The organism is Novosphingobium sp. HR1a, from assembly GCF_015594425.1.
Taxonomy (GTDB): Bacteria; Pseudomonadota; Alphaproteobacteria; order Sphingomonadales; family Sphingomonadaceae; genus Novosphingobium; species Novosphingobium resinovorum_A.
On sequence record NZ_JABXWS010000006.1, the window covers coordinates 42,988 to 58,122 of the forward strand.

The 15,135-nt window shown below is 68.0% G+C and carries 18 protein-coding genes; 10 read left to right on the top strand and 8 right to left on the bottom strand.

The annotated features are described in order from the left end of the window. Positions 1-3: 3 nt before the first annotated feature. From HWN72_RS01610 to HWN72_RS01620, 3 genes are all read right to left on the bottom strand, one after another. A complete protein-coding gene (locus tag HWN72_RS01610; protein ID WP_211149620.1) occupies positions 4-1,113 on the bottom strand; it encodes a cell wall hydrolase in 1,110 nt (369 codons plus the stop codon). Continuing rightward, positions 1,110-2,375, bottom strand: a complete 1,266-nt coding sequence (locus tag HWN72_RS01615) for an outer membrane beta-barrel protein (RefSeq protein ID WP_211149621.1) — start codon at positions 2,373-2,375, stop codon at positions 1,110-1,112. Before HWN72_RS01615 ends, HWN72_RS01610 begins: the two co-directional genes overlap by 4 nt. A gap of 164 nt (positions 2,376-2,539) precedes the next feature. Next, positions 2,540-3,412, bottom strand: a complete 873-nt coding sequence (locus HWN72_RS01620) for an MJ0042-type zinc finger domain-containing protein (RefSeq protein ID WP_211149622.1) — start codon at positions 3,410-3,412, stop codon at positions 2,540-2,542. A gap of 150 nt (positions 3,413-3,562) precedes the next feature. Here HWN72_RS01620 and ftsE point away from each other — a divergent pair, with 150 nt between their 5' ends. Genes ftsE through HWN72_RS01640 form a run of 4 tightly spaced genes read left to right on the top strand, consistent with a single transcriptional unit; the run spans position 3,563 to position 6,465 of the window. After that, positions 3,563-4,276 (top strand): cell division ATP-binding protein FtsE, encoded by a 714-nt coding sequence (ftsE, locus tag HWN72_RS01625; RefSeq protein ID WP_211149623.1) that lies wholly within the window; start codon positions 3,563-3,565, stop codon positions 4,274-4,276. Next, positions 4,273-5,193 (top strand): ABC transporter permease, encoded by a 921-nt coding sequence (locus HWN72_RS01630; RefSeq protein ID WP_036525963.1) that lies wholly within the window; start codon positions 4,273-4,275, stop codon positions 5,191-5,193. Before ftsE ends, HWN72_RS01630 begins: the two co-directional genes overlap by 4 nt. A gap of 31 nt (positions 5,194-5,224) precedes the next feature. Next, complete coding sequence (locus tag HWN72_RS01635; protein WP_008829997.1) at positions 5,225-5,764, top strand: YdcF family protein; 540 nt, start codon at positions 5,225-5,227, stop codon at positions 5,762-5,764. After that, positions 5,761-6,465 carry a 1-acyl-sn-glycerol-3-phosphate acyltransferase gene (locus HWN72_RS01640; protein WP_211149624.1) on the top strand — a complete coding sequence of 235 codons (705 nt, stop codon included), beginning with the start codon at positions 5,761-5,763 and terminating at the stop codon, positions 6,463-6,465. The genes HWN72_RS01635 and HWN72_RS01640 overlap by 4 nt, the downstream gene beginning before the upstream one ends. Here the strand turns inward: HWN72_RS01640 and HWN72_RS01645 are convergent. From HWN72_RS01645 to hisC, 3 genes are all read right to left on the bottom strand, one after another. Next, a complete protein-coding gene (locus tag HWN72_RS01645; RefSeq protein ID WP_036525965.1) occupies positions 6,462-7,241 on the bottom strand; it encodes a transglutaminase family protein in 780 nt (259 codons plus the stop codon). The two genes, HWN72_RS01640 and HWN72_RS01645, sit on opposite strands and share 4 nt — an antisense overlap. Before the next feature lie 114 nt (positions 7,242-7,355). Beyond that, positions 7,356-8,270: a prephenate/arogenate dehydrogenase family protein gene (locus tag HWN72_RS01650; RefSeq protein ID WP_211149625.1), complete on the bottom strand. Its 915-nt coding sequence runs from the start codon at positions 8,268-8,270 to the stop codon at positions 7,356-7,358. Beyond that, entirely contained in the window at positions 8,267-9,394 is a 1,128-nt protein-coding gene (hisC, locus tag HWN72_RS01655) for a histidinol-phosphate transaminase (RefSeq protein ID WP_211149626.1), read from the bottom strand. The genes HWN72_RS01650 and hisC overlap by 4 nt, the downstream gene beginning before the upstream one ends. A gap of 57 nt (positions 9,395-9,451) precedes the next feature. Between hisC and HWN72_RS01660 the strand changes: the two genes are divergently transcribed. The 4 genes from HWN72_RS01660 to HWN72_RS01675 all read left to right on the top strand — a co-directional run bounded on the left by HWN72_RS01660 (position 9,452) and on the right by HWN72_RS01675 (position 12,376). Continuing rightward, positions 9,452-10,561: a homoserine O-acetyltransferase gene (locus HWN72_RS01660; RefSeq protein WP_008829992.1), complete on the top strand. Its 1,110-nt coding sequence runs from the start codon at positions 9,452-9,454 to the stop codon at positions 10,559-10,561. Then, a complete protein-coding gene (locus HWN72_RS01665) occupies positions 10,558-10,992 on the top strand; it encodes a GNAT family N-acetyltransferase (protein ID WP_036525969.1) in 435 nt (144 codons plus the stop codon). The genes HWN72_RS01660 and HWN72_RS01665 overlap by 4 nt, the downstream gene beginning before the upstream one ends. Beyond that, positions 10,989-11,600 (top strand): methionine biosynthesis protein MetW, encoded by a 612-nt coding sequence (gene metW, locus HWN72_RS01670; RefSeq protein WP_008829326.1) that lies wholly within the window; start codon positions 10,989-10,991, stop codon positions 11,598-11,600. The genes HWN72_RS01665 and metW overlap by 4 nt, the downstream gene beginning before the upstream one ends. Positions 11,601-11,686: 86 nt before the next feature. Continuing rightward, positions 11,687-12,376 (top strand): hypothetical protein, encoded by a 690-nt coding sequence (locus HWN72_RS01675; protein ID WP_211149627.1) that lies wholly within the window; start codon positions 11,687-11,689, stop codon positions 12,374-12,376. Positions 12,377-12,379: 3 nt separating this feature from the next. Here the strand turns inward: HWN72_RS01675 and HWN72_RS01680 are convergent, their stop codons facing one another. Continuing rightward, the gene (locus HWN72_RS01680) at positions 12,380-13,009 is read right to left on the bottom strand and encodes a LysE family translocator (RefSeq protein WP_008829328.1); all 630 of its coding nucleotides are present in this window, start codon (positions 13,007-13,009) and stop codon (positions 12,380-12,382) included. Positions 13,010-13,141: 132 nt separating this feature from the next. On the opposite strand from HWN72_RS01680, the gene HWN72_RS01685 reads away from it, so the two are divergent. Then, positions 13,142-14,086: an acyl-CoA thioesterase gene (locus HWN72_RS01685; protein ID WP_289357519.1), complete on the top strand. Its 945-nt coding sequence runs from the start codon at positions 13,142-13,144 to the stop codon at positions 14,084-14,086. Between the two features lie 142 nt (positions 14,087-14,228). On the opposite strand, the gene HWN72_RS01690 is transcribed toward HWN72_RS01685, so the two are convergent. Beyond that, positions 14,229-14,615, bottom strand: coding sequence for a VOC family protein (locus HWN72_RS01690; protein WP_008829330.1), 387 nt, complete (start codon positions 14,613-14,615; stop codon positions 14,229-14,231). Between the two features lie 175 nt (positions 14,616-14,790). On the opposite strand from HWN72_RS01690, the gene HWN72_RS01695 reads away from it, so the two are divergent. Further along, positions 14,791-15,135, top strand: a 345-nt coding sequence (locus tag HWN72_RS01695) for a glutathione S-transferase family protein (protein ID WP_211149628.1), incomplete at its 3' end; no start/stop codon positions are given.

The following is a 15,135-nucleotide window of genomic DNA, read 5'->3' on the forward strand; positions in this document are numbered from 1 at the left end:
GCTTCAACTGGCGGCGAGCAGGCGTTGGAGCGCCGGGCCTTTCGGCAGGCACTGCGCTTGGTCCGCCCGTTGGAAGCGCGCGCAGTCCCAGTAGGCACCTTCGCTGCCGCCGCGGCGCACGTAGAGGAAGCCGACGTCCTGCGCTATCCGCCCGGCGACGCGGCAATCTGCGGAACGCCCGCAAAGCGAGAGCGCCTTGAGCGCGAACGTTCCGGTGGCAGCCTGGGGGTCGAGGACAAAGTCCAACGCAGCCGGGATTGCAAGCGGCAGCGGCCGCGCAAGGGCCGGCAGGAGGCCGATATCGGCCGGACGTTCCGCGGCAGGTGCGGGTGACCCCGAAGCCGCGGCCATGGCGGGGATGCGCGGCTCGATTGTTGCTGGAGGCGTACGGCGCATGGCGGCGGGAGAGCCCCAGTAGCCCGGCCACCGATAGAACAGATGGACGCCTTGGCGGGCCAGCTTGACCATTCCGTCGCGCCAACGGGGCACCACGTAGTCCGCGTGGTAGTGCGTCGCGAGGCCGACGTGCGGCTCGACGGCACCCGTCAGGGCTGCCTGTGCGATGGCGCGCGCGCGAACGAGGGCGGCGGGCGGCGAAACGCGGCCAAGCGCGCCGTCGCAGGTGAAGGTGAACTGGCAACCCGTCTTCCGCTCCGATCCCTGGAAAACGACCGCACAGACACTGTCCGGAAACGCGGGATGGCGCACGCGGTTGAGCACGACCTGGACGACGGCGCGTTCGCCGGCGGGATCGTCGCCCGCTTCGTGGAACGCTGCCACAGCGAGGCAATCGCGGGCGCGGAGGCGGGATTCGTCGTCACCGGCAAAAGTGAAGGGCCGGGCTGCCAGCGGGGTCGGGTCCGCTATCGGCAGGCGGTCGTTGGATGTCCGCGCGTCCTCGGCGGAAGGTGCGGGCTGCGGCCTTGCATCCGGCGGCAGAGGCCGGGGCGCGCTGACGGCGGCATTCGTGATTGCCGGGCGGGGCATCGGTGCGGGCGAGAAGGGCGATCGAGCGATAGCGAGGATCGCGATGGCCAGCGCCGCCGCGATCGCCATCCTCCACGCCAGCGACCCGTTCTGCGTTGCCTTGCCGGGGATTGCCGAGGAGGTCACAGCGTGTACCTGACGGACACCGACATGCGCCTGCGATCGAATTCGCGGCCTCCGGTGCCGTCGCTGCGGGTGCGCTGGAGCCCTGCCTGCGCCGCGAGCCGCAACTTGCGGCCAAGCAGCCAGTCGGCGCCCAGGCCACCGGAAAGGTCGGTCTGGTTGCGCGCGGTGCCCGCATACTCGCTGACCGTGCGGTCGAGGCGCCCCCACAGGATCAAGTTGCGGCGAGCTTCATAGTCGAGACGAATGCCGTAGCGGCTTTGCCGAATGCCGGCGACGCCGACGAGTGGCGAGCGCTGGATCGACCGGCGTGCTTCCAGCGCCCAGGTCATCAGACGGGTGGGGCTCCATTCCACGCCGGCGCTGAAGTCCAGTCCCTTGATACGCGGGAAGGCCGGGTCGTCGTAGCGTTGATCCTGGTAGCCGATCGCGGCGCGGCCACGGACCAGACGCGTGACCCCGAAACCAAGCCCGCCGCGCAACGACCAGCCGCTGGAACTGCGGTCGAATGCGCCGGTATCGCCGGGGTAGCGGGCCTGATTGTAGCTGCCCTCGATGAAAGTAGCCACGCCGGGTGCGATGGCATAGCCCGCGCTGGCCCCGGCATTCCAGGTGCGATAGTCGCGGTCGCCAGGAGCGATCTGGGCGCCGCCCGCGCGATAGGCTACGTAATGGTAGCCGTCGAGCCCGGCCCGAGCGCCCAGGATCAGGCGTCCTGCCGTGTGCTCGACATCAAGGCCGAGTTCCAGCGCGTTGTAGGCGATGCGCGGGCCGCGCAAGGTGGTGTCGCCGATCGAGCCGCGCGGTTCGAAGGCGCGGGAATATCCCGCCCTCACCGCAAGCCGTGTCAGGGTGCCGAGATCGAGGCGCCCGCCAAATCGTGCATCGTAGGTTTCGGTATCTTCGTTGGGCTGCGAAAACCCGCGGACCAGCGCCGCATCGCTATCCAGGGAGACGGCGTGGCGGCTCCAGGTGGAATGGGCCGAGAGGCGGGTGCTCAGGGTCGCGAGGGCATCCCCGGTCTTGTCGTTGCGGGCCGCATAGATGTTGTCGTCATAGGCGATGCGAGCTTCGGTCGAGACCAGTGCTTCGAAGCTGCCGAAGCGGACGGGCACCGGATCGAGTTCGGGGTGCGCTCGCTTCTGGACGGAGATCGCCGCGTCGCTTGCCGAGGCGTCCTGCGCCTGCGCACCCTGCGCGGCGCAAGCGCCGATCAGGCCCAGAAGGCATGGCACCAGCGCCGGTTCCGATCCGGACCGACGCATTTCCTTTGCCGCTCTTCGCCTCAAGGTCGCCCGCGCTTCAAGATTCGTGCCCCCGTGAAGGTTAATGCCCTCTTGACGGTGTTTGCGGGCACGGCGCGCGCGCGGCAAATGAACGATTTGTCACGGCATTGGCGCGTCCTCCCCGGCGGGGAGGGGCGCGGGGGTCAGTCGGGCTTCCAGCCGATCTCGGCGGCAGCGGCGGACTTGGGGATGTCGGTCAGGGCTTCGTTGACGGTGATCGTCTCGCCCGGGGCGAGACGGTTCTTCGCGGGTACGACTTCCTTGGCATAGACCACGGTTTCACGCCGGTCGCGTAGGACGACAAGAAGCGAGGGGACCTTGCGGGTCTCGGCGCCGATGTTGGTGATCGTGCCGCTGACGCTGAAGAACTCGGTGCCGTCGGGCAGCGGCTTGCGGTCCTGGCGGCCGCGCGGGAAGTCCAACTTGAGGTCGGGCTGGGCCTGGCTGAAGGTCGCGCGCGGGACCGGCAGCCAGTCCGGTAAGCCCCCGACCGCGACCGCGACGGCGAGGCCCAGCGTCGCCACCGCAAAGGCGATCGCGGCGAACGTGCCGATCCGCGACCAGTTGCGGCGCGGACGGAACGGCGGCGAGAAATCGAAGCTCGATGGGCCTTCGTCGGAATAAGGCTTGATCGAGGTGTCGTCGTAATAGACCGGACCGGGGCGACGCGAGGGTGCCGGCGGCGGCATCGGTTCGGAGCGCGGGGCCTCGGCAGCCGGTTCCGGGGCGCGGGGAACCACGACGGCGGGGCGCGGCGCCGGTCGTGCTGCAGCCTGAGGGATCGGCTGGGAAACCGGCTCCGGAGCTGGCTGCACAGGCGCGGCATGTACCGGCGGCGGGCTGACGGCCGCTTCGGCCTCGACCGGCGCGGCGAAAGCGCCTTCGGTTTCCAGTTCAGCTGGTTCCTGGAACCAGCTGTGCCGGCACTTGGCGCAGCGCACGGTCCGACCTTCCACGCCGATGGCGCTGTCGGGGACAGCGTAGCGCGTGGAACAGGCAGGGCAGGCGATGATCATGATCGCATTCATAAGCACGGCTTGCTCGCGCGCGACAAGCGCCTCGCCTGTGGGTTCGCGCCATGACGCTCTTTTTTCCACATGCATGGATGGCTATAGGCATGAAGGTCGCCCGTTCGGTCCGACTGTGCAACACGATCCTTGACGAGCATGACCAGCGACGGGGAAATCATCCACTTCGACAATGTCGGCCTTCGCTACGGCACCGATCGCGAGGTGCTGAGCGACCTGACGTTCACGCTCTATGCGGGGCGGTTCTATTTCCTCACCGGCGCGAGCGGCGCGGGCAAGACTTCGCTGCTGCGGCTGCTCTACCTTGCGCAGCGGCCCTCGCGCGGGGCGATCCGCATGTTCGGGACCGACGCCATCACTCTTCCGCGTGCCCGGCTCCCTGTGATGCGGCGGCGGATCGGCGTGGTGTTCCAGGACTTTCGCCTGATCGAGCACTTGTCCGCCTTCGACAACGTGGCGCTGCCGCTGCGCGTGGCGGGCCATGCCGAGAAGGACATCGCCGGGCCGGTGCGCGACATCCTCGAATGGGTGGGTCTGACCGACCGTATCGACGCCAGCCCCGCCACGCTTTCGGGCGGCGAGCAGCAGCGCGTTGCCATCGCCCGCGCCGTCATCGCCCGCCCCGCCATGCTGGTGGCGGACGAGCCTACCGGTAACGTCGATCCGGACATGGCTGCCAAGCTGATCCGCCTGTTCGAGATGCTCAACCGGCAGGGCACGACGGTGGTGGTCGCCACCCACGACCTCGACCTGCTGCGCAAGGTGCCCGACAGCCTCATCATGCGGCTGGACAAGGGGCGGCTTTCCGATCCCACCGGCGCGCTGCGCTATCCGCCAAGGAAGCTGACGTGAGGCGCTCGTCGGTTCTGGGTCGATGGTTCACCGCCGGAAGCCGGGTCGAGCTGATCCCGCAGGGACGCATGTCCGGGCCGATGCCCTGGGTCATCGCGATCATGGTGGCGATGACCGCTATCGCCCTCGCGGCCGGGCTGGCGCTTGGCAATGCGGTCTCGGCGGCAAAGGCCGAGATCGACGGCGGCGTCACCGTGCAGATCATCGAGCCGCGGGCTGACGTGCGTGAAGCGCAAGCCGCGCGCGCGGTCGAGGCGATCAAGACGATGCCCGGCGTCGCGGGGCTGCGGCAGGTTCCGCAGGCGGAATTGGACGCGCTGATCGAACCCTGGCTAGGCACCGGCATCGCGGCGGCGACCGGCTCGGCGATCCCCGTTCCGGCGCTCATCGACGTGCGCCTGAACGGCCCTGCGAGCGCGGCGCAACTGGCCGCGATCGCGAAGCGGGTGACGCCGGTGGCGCCGTCCGCCCGGATCGATGCGCAGTCGAACTGGCTGCGGCCGGTGTTCGACGCTATGGTGTCGCTGCAGGTCTTGGCGATGGTGATCGTCGCGCTGCTGGCGGGCGCGCTGGCGGCGGCCGTGCTGCTGGCGGCACGATCGGCGCTGGGGGCGAACCGGGACACGATCGAGATCGTCCACCTGCTCGGCGGCACCGACGCTCAGGTCGCGCGGGTGTTCCAGCGCTCCATCGGATACGATGCGGCAGGCGGCGGCGCGGTGGGACTCGCACTGGCGATGGTGGTGATCCTCACCCTCGGGCGACGGTTCGAGGGGCTGGGTGCGGGGCTGGTCGACAGCGGCGCGCTGGTGTGGAGCGACTGGCTGATCCTTGCGGTCGTGCCGGTGCTGGCGACGCTGCTCGCCATGCTGACGGCGCGACTTACCGTGCTGCATGCGCTGCGAAAGATGCTGTAACCGGCGCAAACCCCTATATAGCTATTCATCTATGTTTCGTCGCTTCACCGCCTCTGTCGTGCTGCTCTGGGCCTTCGGGTTCCTGTGGTTCGCCGTTTCCCTGCCCGGGCCTTTGCCCGCGAGCGTGAAGACCGACGCGATCATCGTCCTCACCGGCAGCCAGGGCCGCATCGAGCATGCGGTCAAGGTGCTGGAGGCGGGCAAAGCGCCGGACATGCTCGTCTCCGGCGTCGATCGGGAGGTGCGTCCCCGTGAATTCGCGCACCAGTTCCGCGTACCCGCGCGCCTGATGCGCTGCTGCGTGACGTTGGGCTACCGGGCCTACGATACCCGCTCCAACGCCGTCGAGGCGGTGCAGTGGGTGACCGAGCATAACGCCAAGTCGGTGCGCCTCGTGACCGCTGACTGGCACATGCGCCGCGCCGCGCTGGAAATCGCCCGCGAATTTCCCGACGACGTTCGGCTGGAACTGGACGGCGTGCCCTCGCATCCCAGCCTGAGCACGCTGTTCCTCGAATATCACAAGCTGCTGGCCCGTGCCGCGCTCAACCTCTGGGAAGCCCTGCGATGAATTCCGAAAGGGCGAACCCGCTCGATATTGTACGTTCTCTGTTGTTCTATGTCGTGTTCTATCCGGGCACGATCGTGATGGTGACCGCCTGTTTCGTGGGGTCGCTGTTCGGCGAGGAGCCGCTGCGCCGCGCCGTGCGGGGCTGGGGCCTGTTCCACCGCTGGTGCGCCCGCTGGCTACTCGGCATCCGCCTTGTCATTGAAGGGGAACTGCCCAACGAGGGCGTGCTCGTCGCGATCAAGCACGAGAGCTTCTACGAGGCGATCGACCTGCCCGCGCAGATGCAGCGTCCGGCCCCGTTCCCCAAGGCGGAACTGGCTGAAATTCCCGGCTGGGGATGGGCCTTGCGCCGCTATGGCGCGGTCGTGGTGGAGCGTGGCGAGGGCGCCAAGGCTCTCCGCACCATGGTGTCGAGCGCGCGTGGTCTCGCCGCGCAAGGCCGCCCGCTGGCGATCTTCCCCGAAGGCACGCGTGTGAAGACGGGAGAACGGCCGCCGCTGCAGTCCGGTTTCGCGGGTCTCTACAAGCTGCTGGGGCTGCCGGTGGTGCCGGTGGCGGTCGATAGCGGGCGGCTCTACCACCGCCGCTGGAAGAAGCCGGGGACCATCACCCTGCGCGTCGGCGAACGCATCGCCCCCGGCCTCCCGCGAGACGAGGTCGAGGCGCGCGTCCACGCCGCGATCAACGCGCTGAATATCTAGAGTGCCGCGCTGACCCGGACGGTCTGCGAGAGCATTTCCACCTCGCCGAAGCTGGAGAGGAACGAGACGTCCGCCGCGTCGCGCCCGACGCCGATCTTGGCGACGCGGTCGGGCGTCGTCATGCCGGTGGCATCGACGAGGTGCCAGGCGCCGTCGAGGAAGACTTCCGCGATGGCGTGGAAATCCTGCGGCTCGACGCCGATGCCGTAGGCACTTGCGAAGCGGGCCGGGATGGCACTGGCGCGGACCAACGCGATCATCAGGTGCGCGTAGTCGCGGCAGACACCCTTGCGGCTCTGGAACGTGTCGGCGGCAGTGGTGAAGGCGTCGCTGGAGCCCGGTTCGTAAGTCAGCGTGCCCGCGATCCAGTCGCGGATCGCGCCGACGCGCGCGCCGCCCTGCAATCCGGCGAACTCGCTCTCCACGAAGTCGTGGAACGTGTCGGAGGTGCAGTAGCGCGAGGGCATCAGGTAATCGACCGTCTCGCCCGGCAGCCTGTGCGGGGGCACGGCCCGGAGCCCGTTCACGGGGGCGAGAAAGCGATCGACCTCTACCGTGGCCTCGTAGCGGACCGTCAGCGGCGCGGAGGTGCGCAGCCAGATGCGTTCGCCGATGCAGGCCTGCGCGGGAACGCGGGCGAAATGTTCGAGCGGCGGCAGCTCGATGTGAGCGTGCAGAACGCGCTGCTCGGGGATGATCGCCGCCTCGATCTGGAGCAGGACGTCGACGGGGCCGGGCACGGCGTATTCAAGCATGGTCTGGATGGATAGCTGCATGGCGTCGGGCTCTCGAGCAGGAGGTTCGCCCGCTCAAAGCACGAGATGCCCGGTAGCTCCAAGCCCCGATAAACAAAGTGGCCGTCATCCCCGCCTTCGCTGGGATGACGTGCTTTACCGGCCTTCGTGATCCCCGCGGCCGAAGTCCGGCCGCGCGTCGTCCTGGCCTTCCTCGATGATCGAGCGGCGGATCGCGCGGGTGCGAGCGAAGGTATCGAACAATTGCTCGCCGTCGCCGACGCGGATCGCGCGCTGGAGGGCGGTCAGGTCCTCGGTGAAGCGCTGGAGCATCGTCAGCACCGCGTCCTTGTTGGACAGGAATACGTCGCGCCACATCGTCGGGTCGGAAGCGGCGATGCGGGTGAAGTCGCGGAAGCCGCCGGCCGAATACTTGATGACCTCGCTCTGCGTCACGTCTTCCAGATCGGAGGCCGTGCCGACGATGGTGTAGGCAATGAGGTGCGGCAAGTGGCTGGTGACCGCGAGCACGAGATCGTGGTGCTCGGGCGTCATGATCTCGACGTTGGCGCCCAGCGCTTCCCAGAAGCCGACGAGCTGCGACAACCGCACCATGTCCACCTTGGCGGGCGGGGTGACGATGCACCAGCGGTTGCGGAACAAGTGCGCGAAGCCTGCGTCCGGCCCCGAGTTCTCGGTGCCGGCGACGGGGTGCGCGGGGATGACGACGTGGTCGGGCAGGGCCTCGCCGAGCGCCTTGGCGATGGCCTGCTTGGACGAGCCGACATCGCTGACCAGGGCGGTCTCGGGCAAGGCGCCGCGCACCTGTTCGGCGGCGATGCCCATCGCGCCCGGCGGCACGCAGAAGATCACCAGGTCGGCATCGCGCACGGCTTCGCTGGCAGTGGCGCAGACCTTGTCGACAAGGCCGCGCTCGGCGGCGCGGGCGCGGTGGTCGGGGCTGAGGTCGAAGCCGGTGGTGCGCGCGTCGGGCAGGAACTCGCGCACGGCGAGGCCGATCGAGCCGCCTTGCAGGCCGAGCCCGATGATGGCGATTTTCGCGAAGCTCATTTCGCGGCTTCCGCCATTTCGCGCAGCGCCTCGGCGATCGCGTCCATGTCGGCGCTCTTTCCGATGGTGATGCGCAGCGCCTGAGGCAGCCCTTGGCCGGGCAGCCAGCGTACGATGTAGCCGCGATCCGCGAGGCCCTCGAACGCCGCTTCGGCGGTGAGGGCGCCTTCGAACAGGGTCAGCACGAAGTTCGCCTGGCTGGGCAACGGGCGCAGGCCGTGGTTTCCGAGCGCCTCCAGCTTCGCGACGAAACGGGCGCGCTCGTCGCGGTTGTGGATGCGGCTGGCTTCGACAAATGCGGCCTCGGCCAGCGCCGCCTCGGCCATCGCCTGTCCGGTGGAGGAGACGTTGAACGGCCCACGGATGCGGTTAAGCGTGGCGATGATGTCCGGTGCACCGGTGCCCCAGCCGATGCGTTCGCCGGCAAGGCCGAAAATCTTGGAGAAGGTGCGCGTCACCAGCACGTTGTCATGCACGGCGGCCAGCGCCAGCGCGCCGTCCTCGTCCTCGGGCGCGACGTATTCGCCGTAAGCCTGGTCGAGCACCAGCAGCACGTCGGAGGGAAGGGCGGCGTGCAGGCGCGCGATCTCGCCCTTGGGAAGATAGGAGCCGGTCGGGTTGTTGGGGTTGGCGACGAAGACCACGCGGGTCCGCTCCGTCACCAGCGCCAGCAGCGCATCGACGTCGGTGCCGTAGTCGAGGTCGGGCGCGACAACGGGCGTCGCGCCGCAGCGGCGTGCGGCGATGTCGTAGACCGAGAAGCCGTAGCGCACGTAGATCACCTCGTCGCCGAGGCCCGCATAGCCCTGCGCCGCAAGGTTGAGCAGTTCGTCCGAGCCGGTGCCCATCACCACGCGCGCCGGATCGATGCCGTGGCGCGCGCCGATCGCGGTGCGCAAGGCGGTGCTGTCGGGGTCCGGATAGAGCGCGGGCGCGGCGGCCTTCGCGGCCAGCGCGGCCTCGCTGGTGCCCAACGGGTTCTCGTTGGCGGAGAGCTTGATGAGCGGGCGGCCGTCCTTGCCTTTCGACTTGCCGGGCACATAGGCGTGGATCGCCTCGATCCAGGGCTTGGGAGTCGGGGCTTTCGGTGTGGTGATCGTTTCGCTCATGACGGCCGGCCCCATAACGCACCATGGCGGCTAATGACAGAGCCCGATTGAGCCTCTATTGGGGCTCGGATCATGGCAACCGTGCTCAATCCCCCAATCGAGAACCGCCACCTCGACCTCGACATGCCGCTGCTGCTCGACGGCGGGCAGATGCTGCCCTGCGCGCGCATCGCCTACGAGACCTGCGGCACGCTGAATGCGGCCAAGGACAACGCGATCCTGATCTGCCACGCGCTGACCGGCGATCAGCATGTCGTCTCCAACCACCCCAAGACCGGCAAGCCCGGCTGGTGGGTGCGCATGGTCGGACCGGGCAAGCCGATCGACACCGACCGCTTCTTCGTGATCTGCGCCAATGTGATCGGCTCGTGTATGGGTTCGACCGGCCCGGCCAGTGACGGCCCGGACGGTACGCCCTGGGGCATGCGCTTCCCGGTCATCACCATCCGCGACATGGTACGGGGGCACATCGCTGTGCTCGATTCTCTGGGGATCGACAGCCTTCACGCGCTTGTCGGCGGATCGATGGGCGGGATGCAGGTGCTCAGCCTTGCCGCCAACTTCCCGGAGCGTACGCGCGCGGTGCTGGTGCTGGCCTCGACTGCGCGGCATTCGGCCCAGAACATCGCATTCCACGAAGTCGGGCGTCAGGCGATCATGGCCGACCCCGAATGGCGCGAGGGCGATTACTACGCCTTCGGGAAGGGGCCGGAGAAGGGACTCTCCGTCGCCCGCATGGCCGCGCACATCACGTACCTGTCGGAAGCGGGCCTGACCGAGAAGTTCGGCCGCCGCCTGCAGAACCGAGAGGAAAAGACCTTCGGCTTCGACGCGGATTTCCAGATCGAATCGTACCTGCGCTATCAGGGTTTGTCGTTCACCGACCGCTTCGATGCGAATTCGTACCTCTACATTACCCGCGCGATGGACTACTTCGACCTCGCCGAAGAGCACGGCGGCATGCTCGCCAATGCCTTCGCGAAGTCGAAGGCGCGGTATTGCCTCGTCAGCTTCGATACCGACTGGCTTTATCCCACGGCGGAATCGCGCAATGTCGTCCACGCGCTCAACGCGGCGGGCCTGCCGGTGAGCTTCGTTGAGCTTTCCGCGCCATTCGGGCACGACTCGTTCCTGCTCGACGTGCCCGCGCTCGACCGCGTAGTTCAGGGGTTCATCGGATGATCGCGCTGTCCGACGATAAGGCTCGCCTCGACGTGGCGCGGGTGCATGGCTGGCTCGCCTCCAGCTACTGGACCCCGGGCATCGCGATCGAACAGGTCGAGCGCCAGATTGCGGGCTCGCACTGTCTCGGGGCCTATCACCCCGAACATGGGCAGGTCGGTTTCGCCCGCATGATCACCGATTACGCCAGTTTCGCCTGGCTCGCCGACGTCTGGGTGGATGAGCCTGCACGCGGGGCGGGCCTCGGCAGCCGCATGGTGCAGTGGTTCCTCGATCATCCGGGCTACGAGACAGTGCGCCGTTTCGCGCTGACCACCGCCGACGCGCACGGTGTCTACGCCGCGCTCGGCTTCAATCCGCTGATGCGGCCGGAGCGGCTGATGGAGCGTCTCTCGCCCGCCTTCGCCGCGCAGTTGCAGGTGGCGTCATGACCCCGGCGATGAAGACCGGCCTGCGCCCGGACCTTGCGATCATCGCCGAGAACGTCGCGCTGGATTCCAGCGTGCTCGACGTCGGCTGCGGCGACGGCACCTTGATGCAGGCCCTGCGCGACGGTTCAGGCTGCGCCACGCGCGGTATGGAGATCGACGCGCTGAACGTGGGCGCCTGCGTGGCCAAGGGCCTCTCGGTGATCCAGGGCGATGCGGACAAGGACCTTGCGTTCTATCCCGACAAGTCGGTGGACTACGCGATCCTGTCGCAGACGCTGCAGACGACGATGCGGCCCGACATGGTGCTGGAAGAACTGCTGCGCATCGGCCGCAAGGCCTTCGTCAGCTTCCCGAACTTCGCGCACTGGCGAGTCCGTACCTCGCTGCTGTGGAACGGCCGCATGCCGGTGACGCGGCTGCTGCCGATCGCCTGGTACGAGACGCCCAACATCCACCACCTGACGGTGAACGATTTCCGCGCGCTGCTGCAGGAACGCGGGATCACGGTGGAGGGGCGCTGGTTCCTCTCAGGCGATACCCAGTGCAGCGCGGCGGCGGCGAACTTCCGCGCCGAGCACGCGGTATTCCTGCTCTCGCGCGGGGGCTGAGTCGCGAGGGTTGCATTGCTGGGCGAGGCATGATGCTCTCTCGGAACCGGCGGGCCGGGTGCCCGCACCTTTTCGGGAGACGAACCTTGCGAATTGACGCCTCGAAAGCCGTCGGTGCCTATGCCGCAGTGATGACGCTGGCGACGGTGTGGCTCGGCCTCACCGCCGTTTCGGCGCCTGCCACCAAATTCGACACCATCGACGTCCAGCGCATCAACGTGCGCGAACCCGACGGCACCTTGCGCATGACGATCTCCGGCAAGGCCCGCATTCCCGGCCTGATCCTTGGCGGGGTCGAGCATCCCCACCCGAACCGGCAGGAAGCGGGGATGATCTTCTTCAACGATCAGGGCGACGAGAATGGCGGCCTCGTTTTCGACGGCGGGATGAAGAACGGCGTGCCCACAAACGGCGGCAGCCTGACCTTCGATCGCTATCATCAGGACCAGACGTTGCAGATGGTGAGCACCGAGGACGGCAAGGCGCGCCGTGTCGGCGTCATCGTCACCGACCGCCCGGACAGGCTGATGGACGTGGCGGCGGGGCACCGCCTGCGCGACATGGCGCCGGGGCCGGAGCGGGCCCGGCTGCTGGCCGAGGCAGGCTTCGAATCGGCCCGCCGCGTCTGGCTCGGCCGCGATGCGAAGGGTGAGGCATCGCTGGTGCTGAGCGATGCCGAAGGCCGCCCGCGCCTGACGCTGGGCGTGGGCGCGGACGGGACGCCGGGGGTGAGGCTGCTCGATCCCGCAGGCAAGGTCACCCGCGAGATCAAGTGAGCGTCAGTGCGGCCGCGCTTTCAGCAGCGCCAGCCCAAAGCCGATGAAGAACACGCCGGTCACCCGGTTGAACGCCTGCTTGATCGCGGGGCGCGTGAGGTAGCCCGCCAGCGAACGGCCGCCCAGCGCATAGGCGCAGTACCACCCGGTTTCGATGACGGCGAACGTGCTGAGCAGGATTGCGAACTGCGGCACTTTGGGCAGCGCGGGGTCGATGAACTGCGGGAAGAAGGCTGCCGCGAAGAGGATCGCCTTGGGATTGCTGATGGCGATCGTGAAGCCGCCCCGGAACACCGCGAGGCTCGAAGGAGCGGGCGGCAGTTCGCCCTCGGTGGGGTCGAGCGGTGCCACGGGCGAGCGCCAGGACTTCACCCCGAGGTACACCAGATAGGCCACACCGGCATAGCGCAGCACTTCGAACGAACCCGGGAGCGCCAGCAGCAGCGTCGTCAGTCCGGCGGCGGAGGAACCCATCAGCAGGAAGATCGCGCAGAGGCACCCCGCCATCGCGATCGTGCTGCGCCGCGCGCCCATCTCGACGCTGCGCGACAGGACGTGGAGCATGTTCGGCCCCGGCGTGCCGGAAACCACGAAGACGGCGGCGACGAAAAGCCACCAGGTATGAAGCGTCACGGTGCGCAGGTCCTTGCACGGGATTGAAGAAGGCGCGGCTTATGCCCGAGGTGCGGACAAGGCAACACCAGTGGCACAAGCTGCAAGATAATCGCTGCCCTTTCGCTTGACCGGAGCCTGCCCGGCTGCGAGGTGCGCCGCCTTCTGCCGGGCGCCTCGCCGCGCCCGCAGCTGACAGACCGGCCAAGGGCGCAGCATTGCCCCCTCCATGCCGAGCCGGTCGTCCATCCCGTGGAGACGATTCCCGACCAGGCCGACGGCCGCGTATCCCATTCGTATTCGGGAGGGCGTCCGGCGACCGTGACCCGAATCGACGAGTATGACATGACCCTGAAGACCACTCCCGCCGCGCACGCGGTGCAGCTTATCGACGCCGTGTTTCCCGGCGACACCAACCACCATGGCACCCTGTTCGGCGGCGTCGCGCTGGCGCACATGGACAAGATCGCCTTCCTCGTCGCCGCCCGCCATGCCCGCGCGCCTTTCGTCACCGCGCGGACCGAGCGCATCGACTTCGAGAACCCCGGCCGCATCGGTGATCTGATCGAGGCGACCGGCCTGATCACCCGCGTCGGCACCCGATCGGTCGATGTCGAAGTGGAACTGGTCGCCGAAAACCCGCTCACCGGCGAGCGCCGCCTTTGCACGCGCGGCCTTTTCGTCCTCGTCGCGCCCAAGGGGCCGGATACGAAGCTCCCGTTCCCTCCCATGCCCGAGCCCGCGCCTTCGGTCGAGACCGGGCGGCTGCACATGGTCGACATGGTGTTTCCGGCGCAGACGAACCACTACGGCTCGCTGTTCGGGGGAGACGCGCTCAAGATGATGGGACGCGCTGCCTTCATCGCATCGAGCCGCCACATGCGCCGCCCGATGATCATGGGCACGTCCGACCGCATCGATTTCAAATCCCCCATCCGCGAGGGCGAGATGATCGAGCTGATCTCCGAGGTCGTCATGGCAGGCCCCGATTCGGTGCTCATCCGCGTCGAACTCTGGGCCGAGAACCTGATGAACGGCGAACGCCGCCATTCGGCAACCTCGACCTTCACGATGGTCGTGGTGGACCGGGCGGCGTGATCACCCTCTTCGACGTGCTTCCAATTTTCGTCATCCCCGCGAAGGCGGGGACCCAACTGATGCCCGTGCTGGCACGAAGCATCGGGAGATGGGTTCCCGCCTTCGCGGGGATGACGGCGGCATAGTCGCAGGCGATCACGCTTCAGCCCATGCTCAGCCCGGAATAGACGCCGAGCTTGTTGCCGTCGGGGTCGCGCAGGTAGGCCCCGAAGGCGCCGCGCGCCTGCGGCTTGGCCTCGGGGGCGCCTTCGTCGGTGCCGCCGTTGGCCAGGCCCGCCGCGTGCCAAGTCCTGACCGCATCCTGATCCGGCGCGTCGAACAGGATCGTGCCGCCATTGCCGTGCGTGCACGCCTCGCCGTCGCGCGCCGGGCCGAGCAGGAAGCGCACGCCGCCAAGGTCCCACATCACGATCGGGTACTGGTCCGGCGTCGAGCAGGGTGCGAGGCCCAGCGCACCGAAGGTCGCGTCATAGAACGCGCGGGTCCTGGCAAGGTCGTTCGACCCCAGGCGGATTGACTTGAGCAGCACGGTTTCCTCTCCCTTTCCCGTTTGCGGAGAGAGTGTCGGCGCGCAGGGCAGGGGTCAACGAGCGGAGGCGCAGGGGCGCGAGATATCGCGCAACGGATGGAGCGCGGACTTATCCACCTGATTCCCGCCTCCGTGAAATGGACGGGGCCGTGCCCTTTCGGCATTCCGGATCGCCATGTGGCACATCTATCAGTTCCCGCTCTGCCCCTTCAGTCGCAAGGTCCGGCTGCTCATGGCAGAAAAGGGCATCGCGTACGAACTCCAGACCGCGCGACCGTGGGAAGGCGAGGATCGCCTCTTCGCGATGAACCCGGCCGGACGCACGCCGGTGATCCGTGAAACCGACAAGGGCCTCGTGCTGTCGGACAGTCGCGCGATCTGCGAATACTTCGAGGAGACGGTGGATCGCTATCCGCTGATCAGCGGGACCGCCCAGCAGCGGGCCGAGATCCGCCGCCTGATCGCGATGTTCGACGAGAACTTCTACAACGACGTTTCCGGCCCGCTGCTGCTGGAGCGG

Excerpts from the sequence above, each read along its gene's own strand:
- HWN72_RS01660 (WP_008829992.1), top strand. The coding sequence starts at position 9,452 with ATGGCAACCGTGCTCAATCCCCCAATCGAGAACCGCCACCTCGACCTC.
- HWN72_RS01635 (WP_008829997.1), top strand. The coding sequence starts at position 5,225 with ATGTTTCGTCGCTTCACCGCCTCTGTCGTGCTGCTCTGGGCCTTCGGG.
- HWN72_RS01665 (WP_036525969.1), top strand. The coding sequence starts at position 10,558 with ATGATCGCGCTGTCCGACGATAAGGCTCGCCTCGACGTGGCGCGGGTG.
- metW (WP_008829326.1), top strand. The coding sequence starts at position 10,989 with ATGACCCCGGCGATGAAGACCGGCCTGCGCCCGGACCTTGCGATCATC.
- ftsE (WP_211149623.1), top strand. The coding sequence starts at position 3,563 with ATGACCAGCGACGGGGAAATCATCCACTTCGACAATGTCGGCCTTCGC.
- HWN72_RS01645 (WP_036525965.1), bottom strand. The coding sequence starts at position 7,241 with ATGCAGCTATCCATCCAGACCATGCTTGAATACGCCGTGCCCGGCCCC.
- HWN72_RS01650 (WP_211149625.1), bottom strand. The coding sequence starts at position 8,270 with ATGAGCTTCGCGAAAATCGCCATCATCGGGCTCGGCCTGCAAGGCGGC.
- HWN72_RS01640 (WP_211149624.1), top strand. The coding sequence starts at position 5,761 with ATGAATTCCGAAAGGGCGAACCCGCTCGATATTGTACGTTCTCTGTTG.
- hisC (WP_211149626.1), bottom strand. The coding sequence starts at position 9,394 with ATGGGGCCGGCCGTCATGAGCGAAACGATCACCACACCGAAAGCCCCG.
- HWN72_RS01615 (WP_211149621.1), bottom strand. The coding sequence starts at position 2,375 with ATGCGTCGGTCCGGATCGGAACCGGCGCTGGTGCCATGCCTTCTGGGC.
- HWN72_RS01620 (WP_211149622.1), bottom strand. The coding sequence starts at position 3,412 with ATGATCATCGCCTGCCCTGCCTGTTCCACGCGCTACGCTGTCCCCGAC.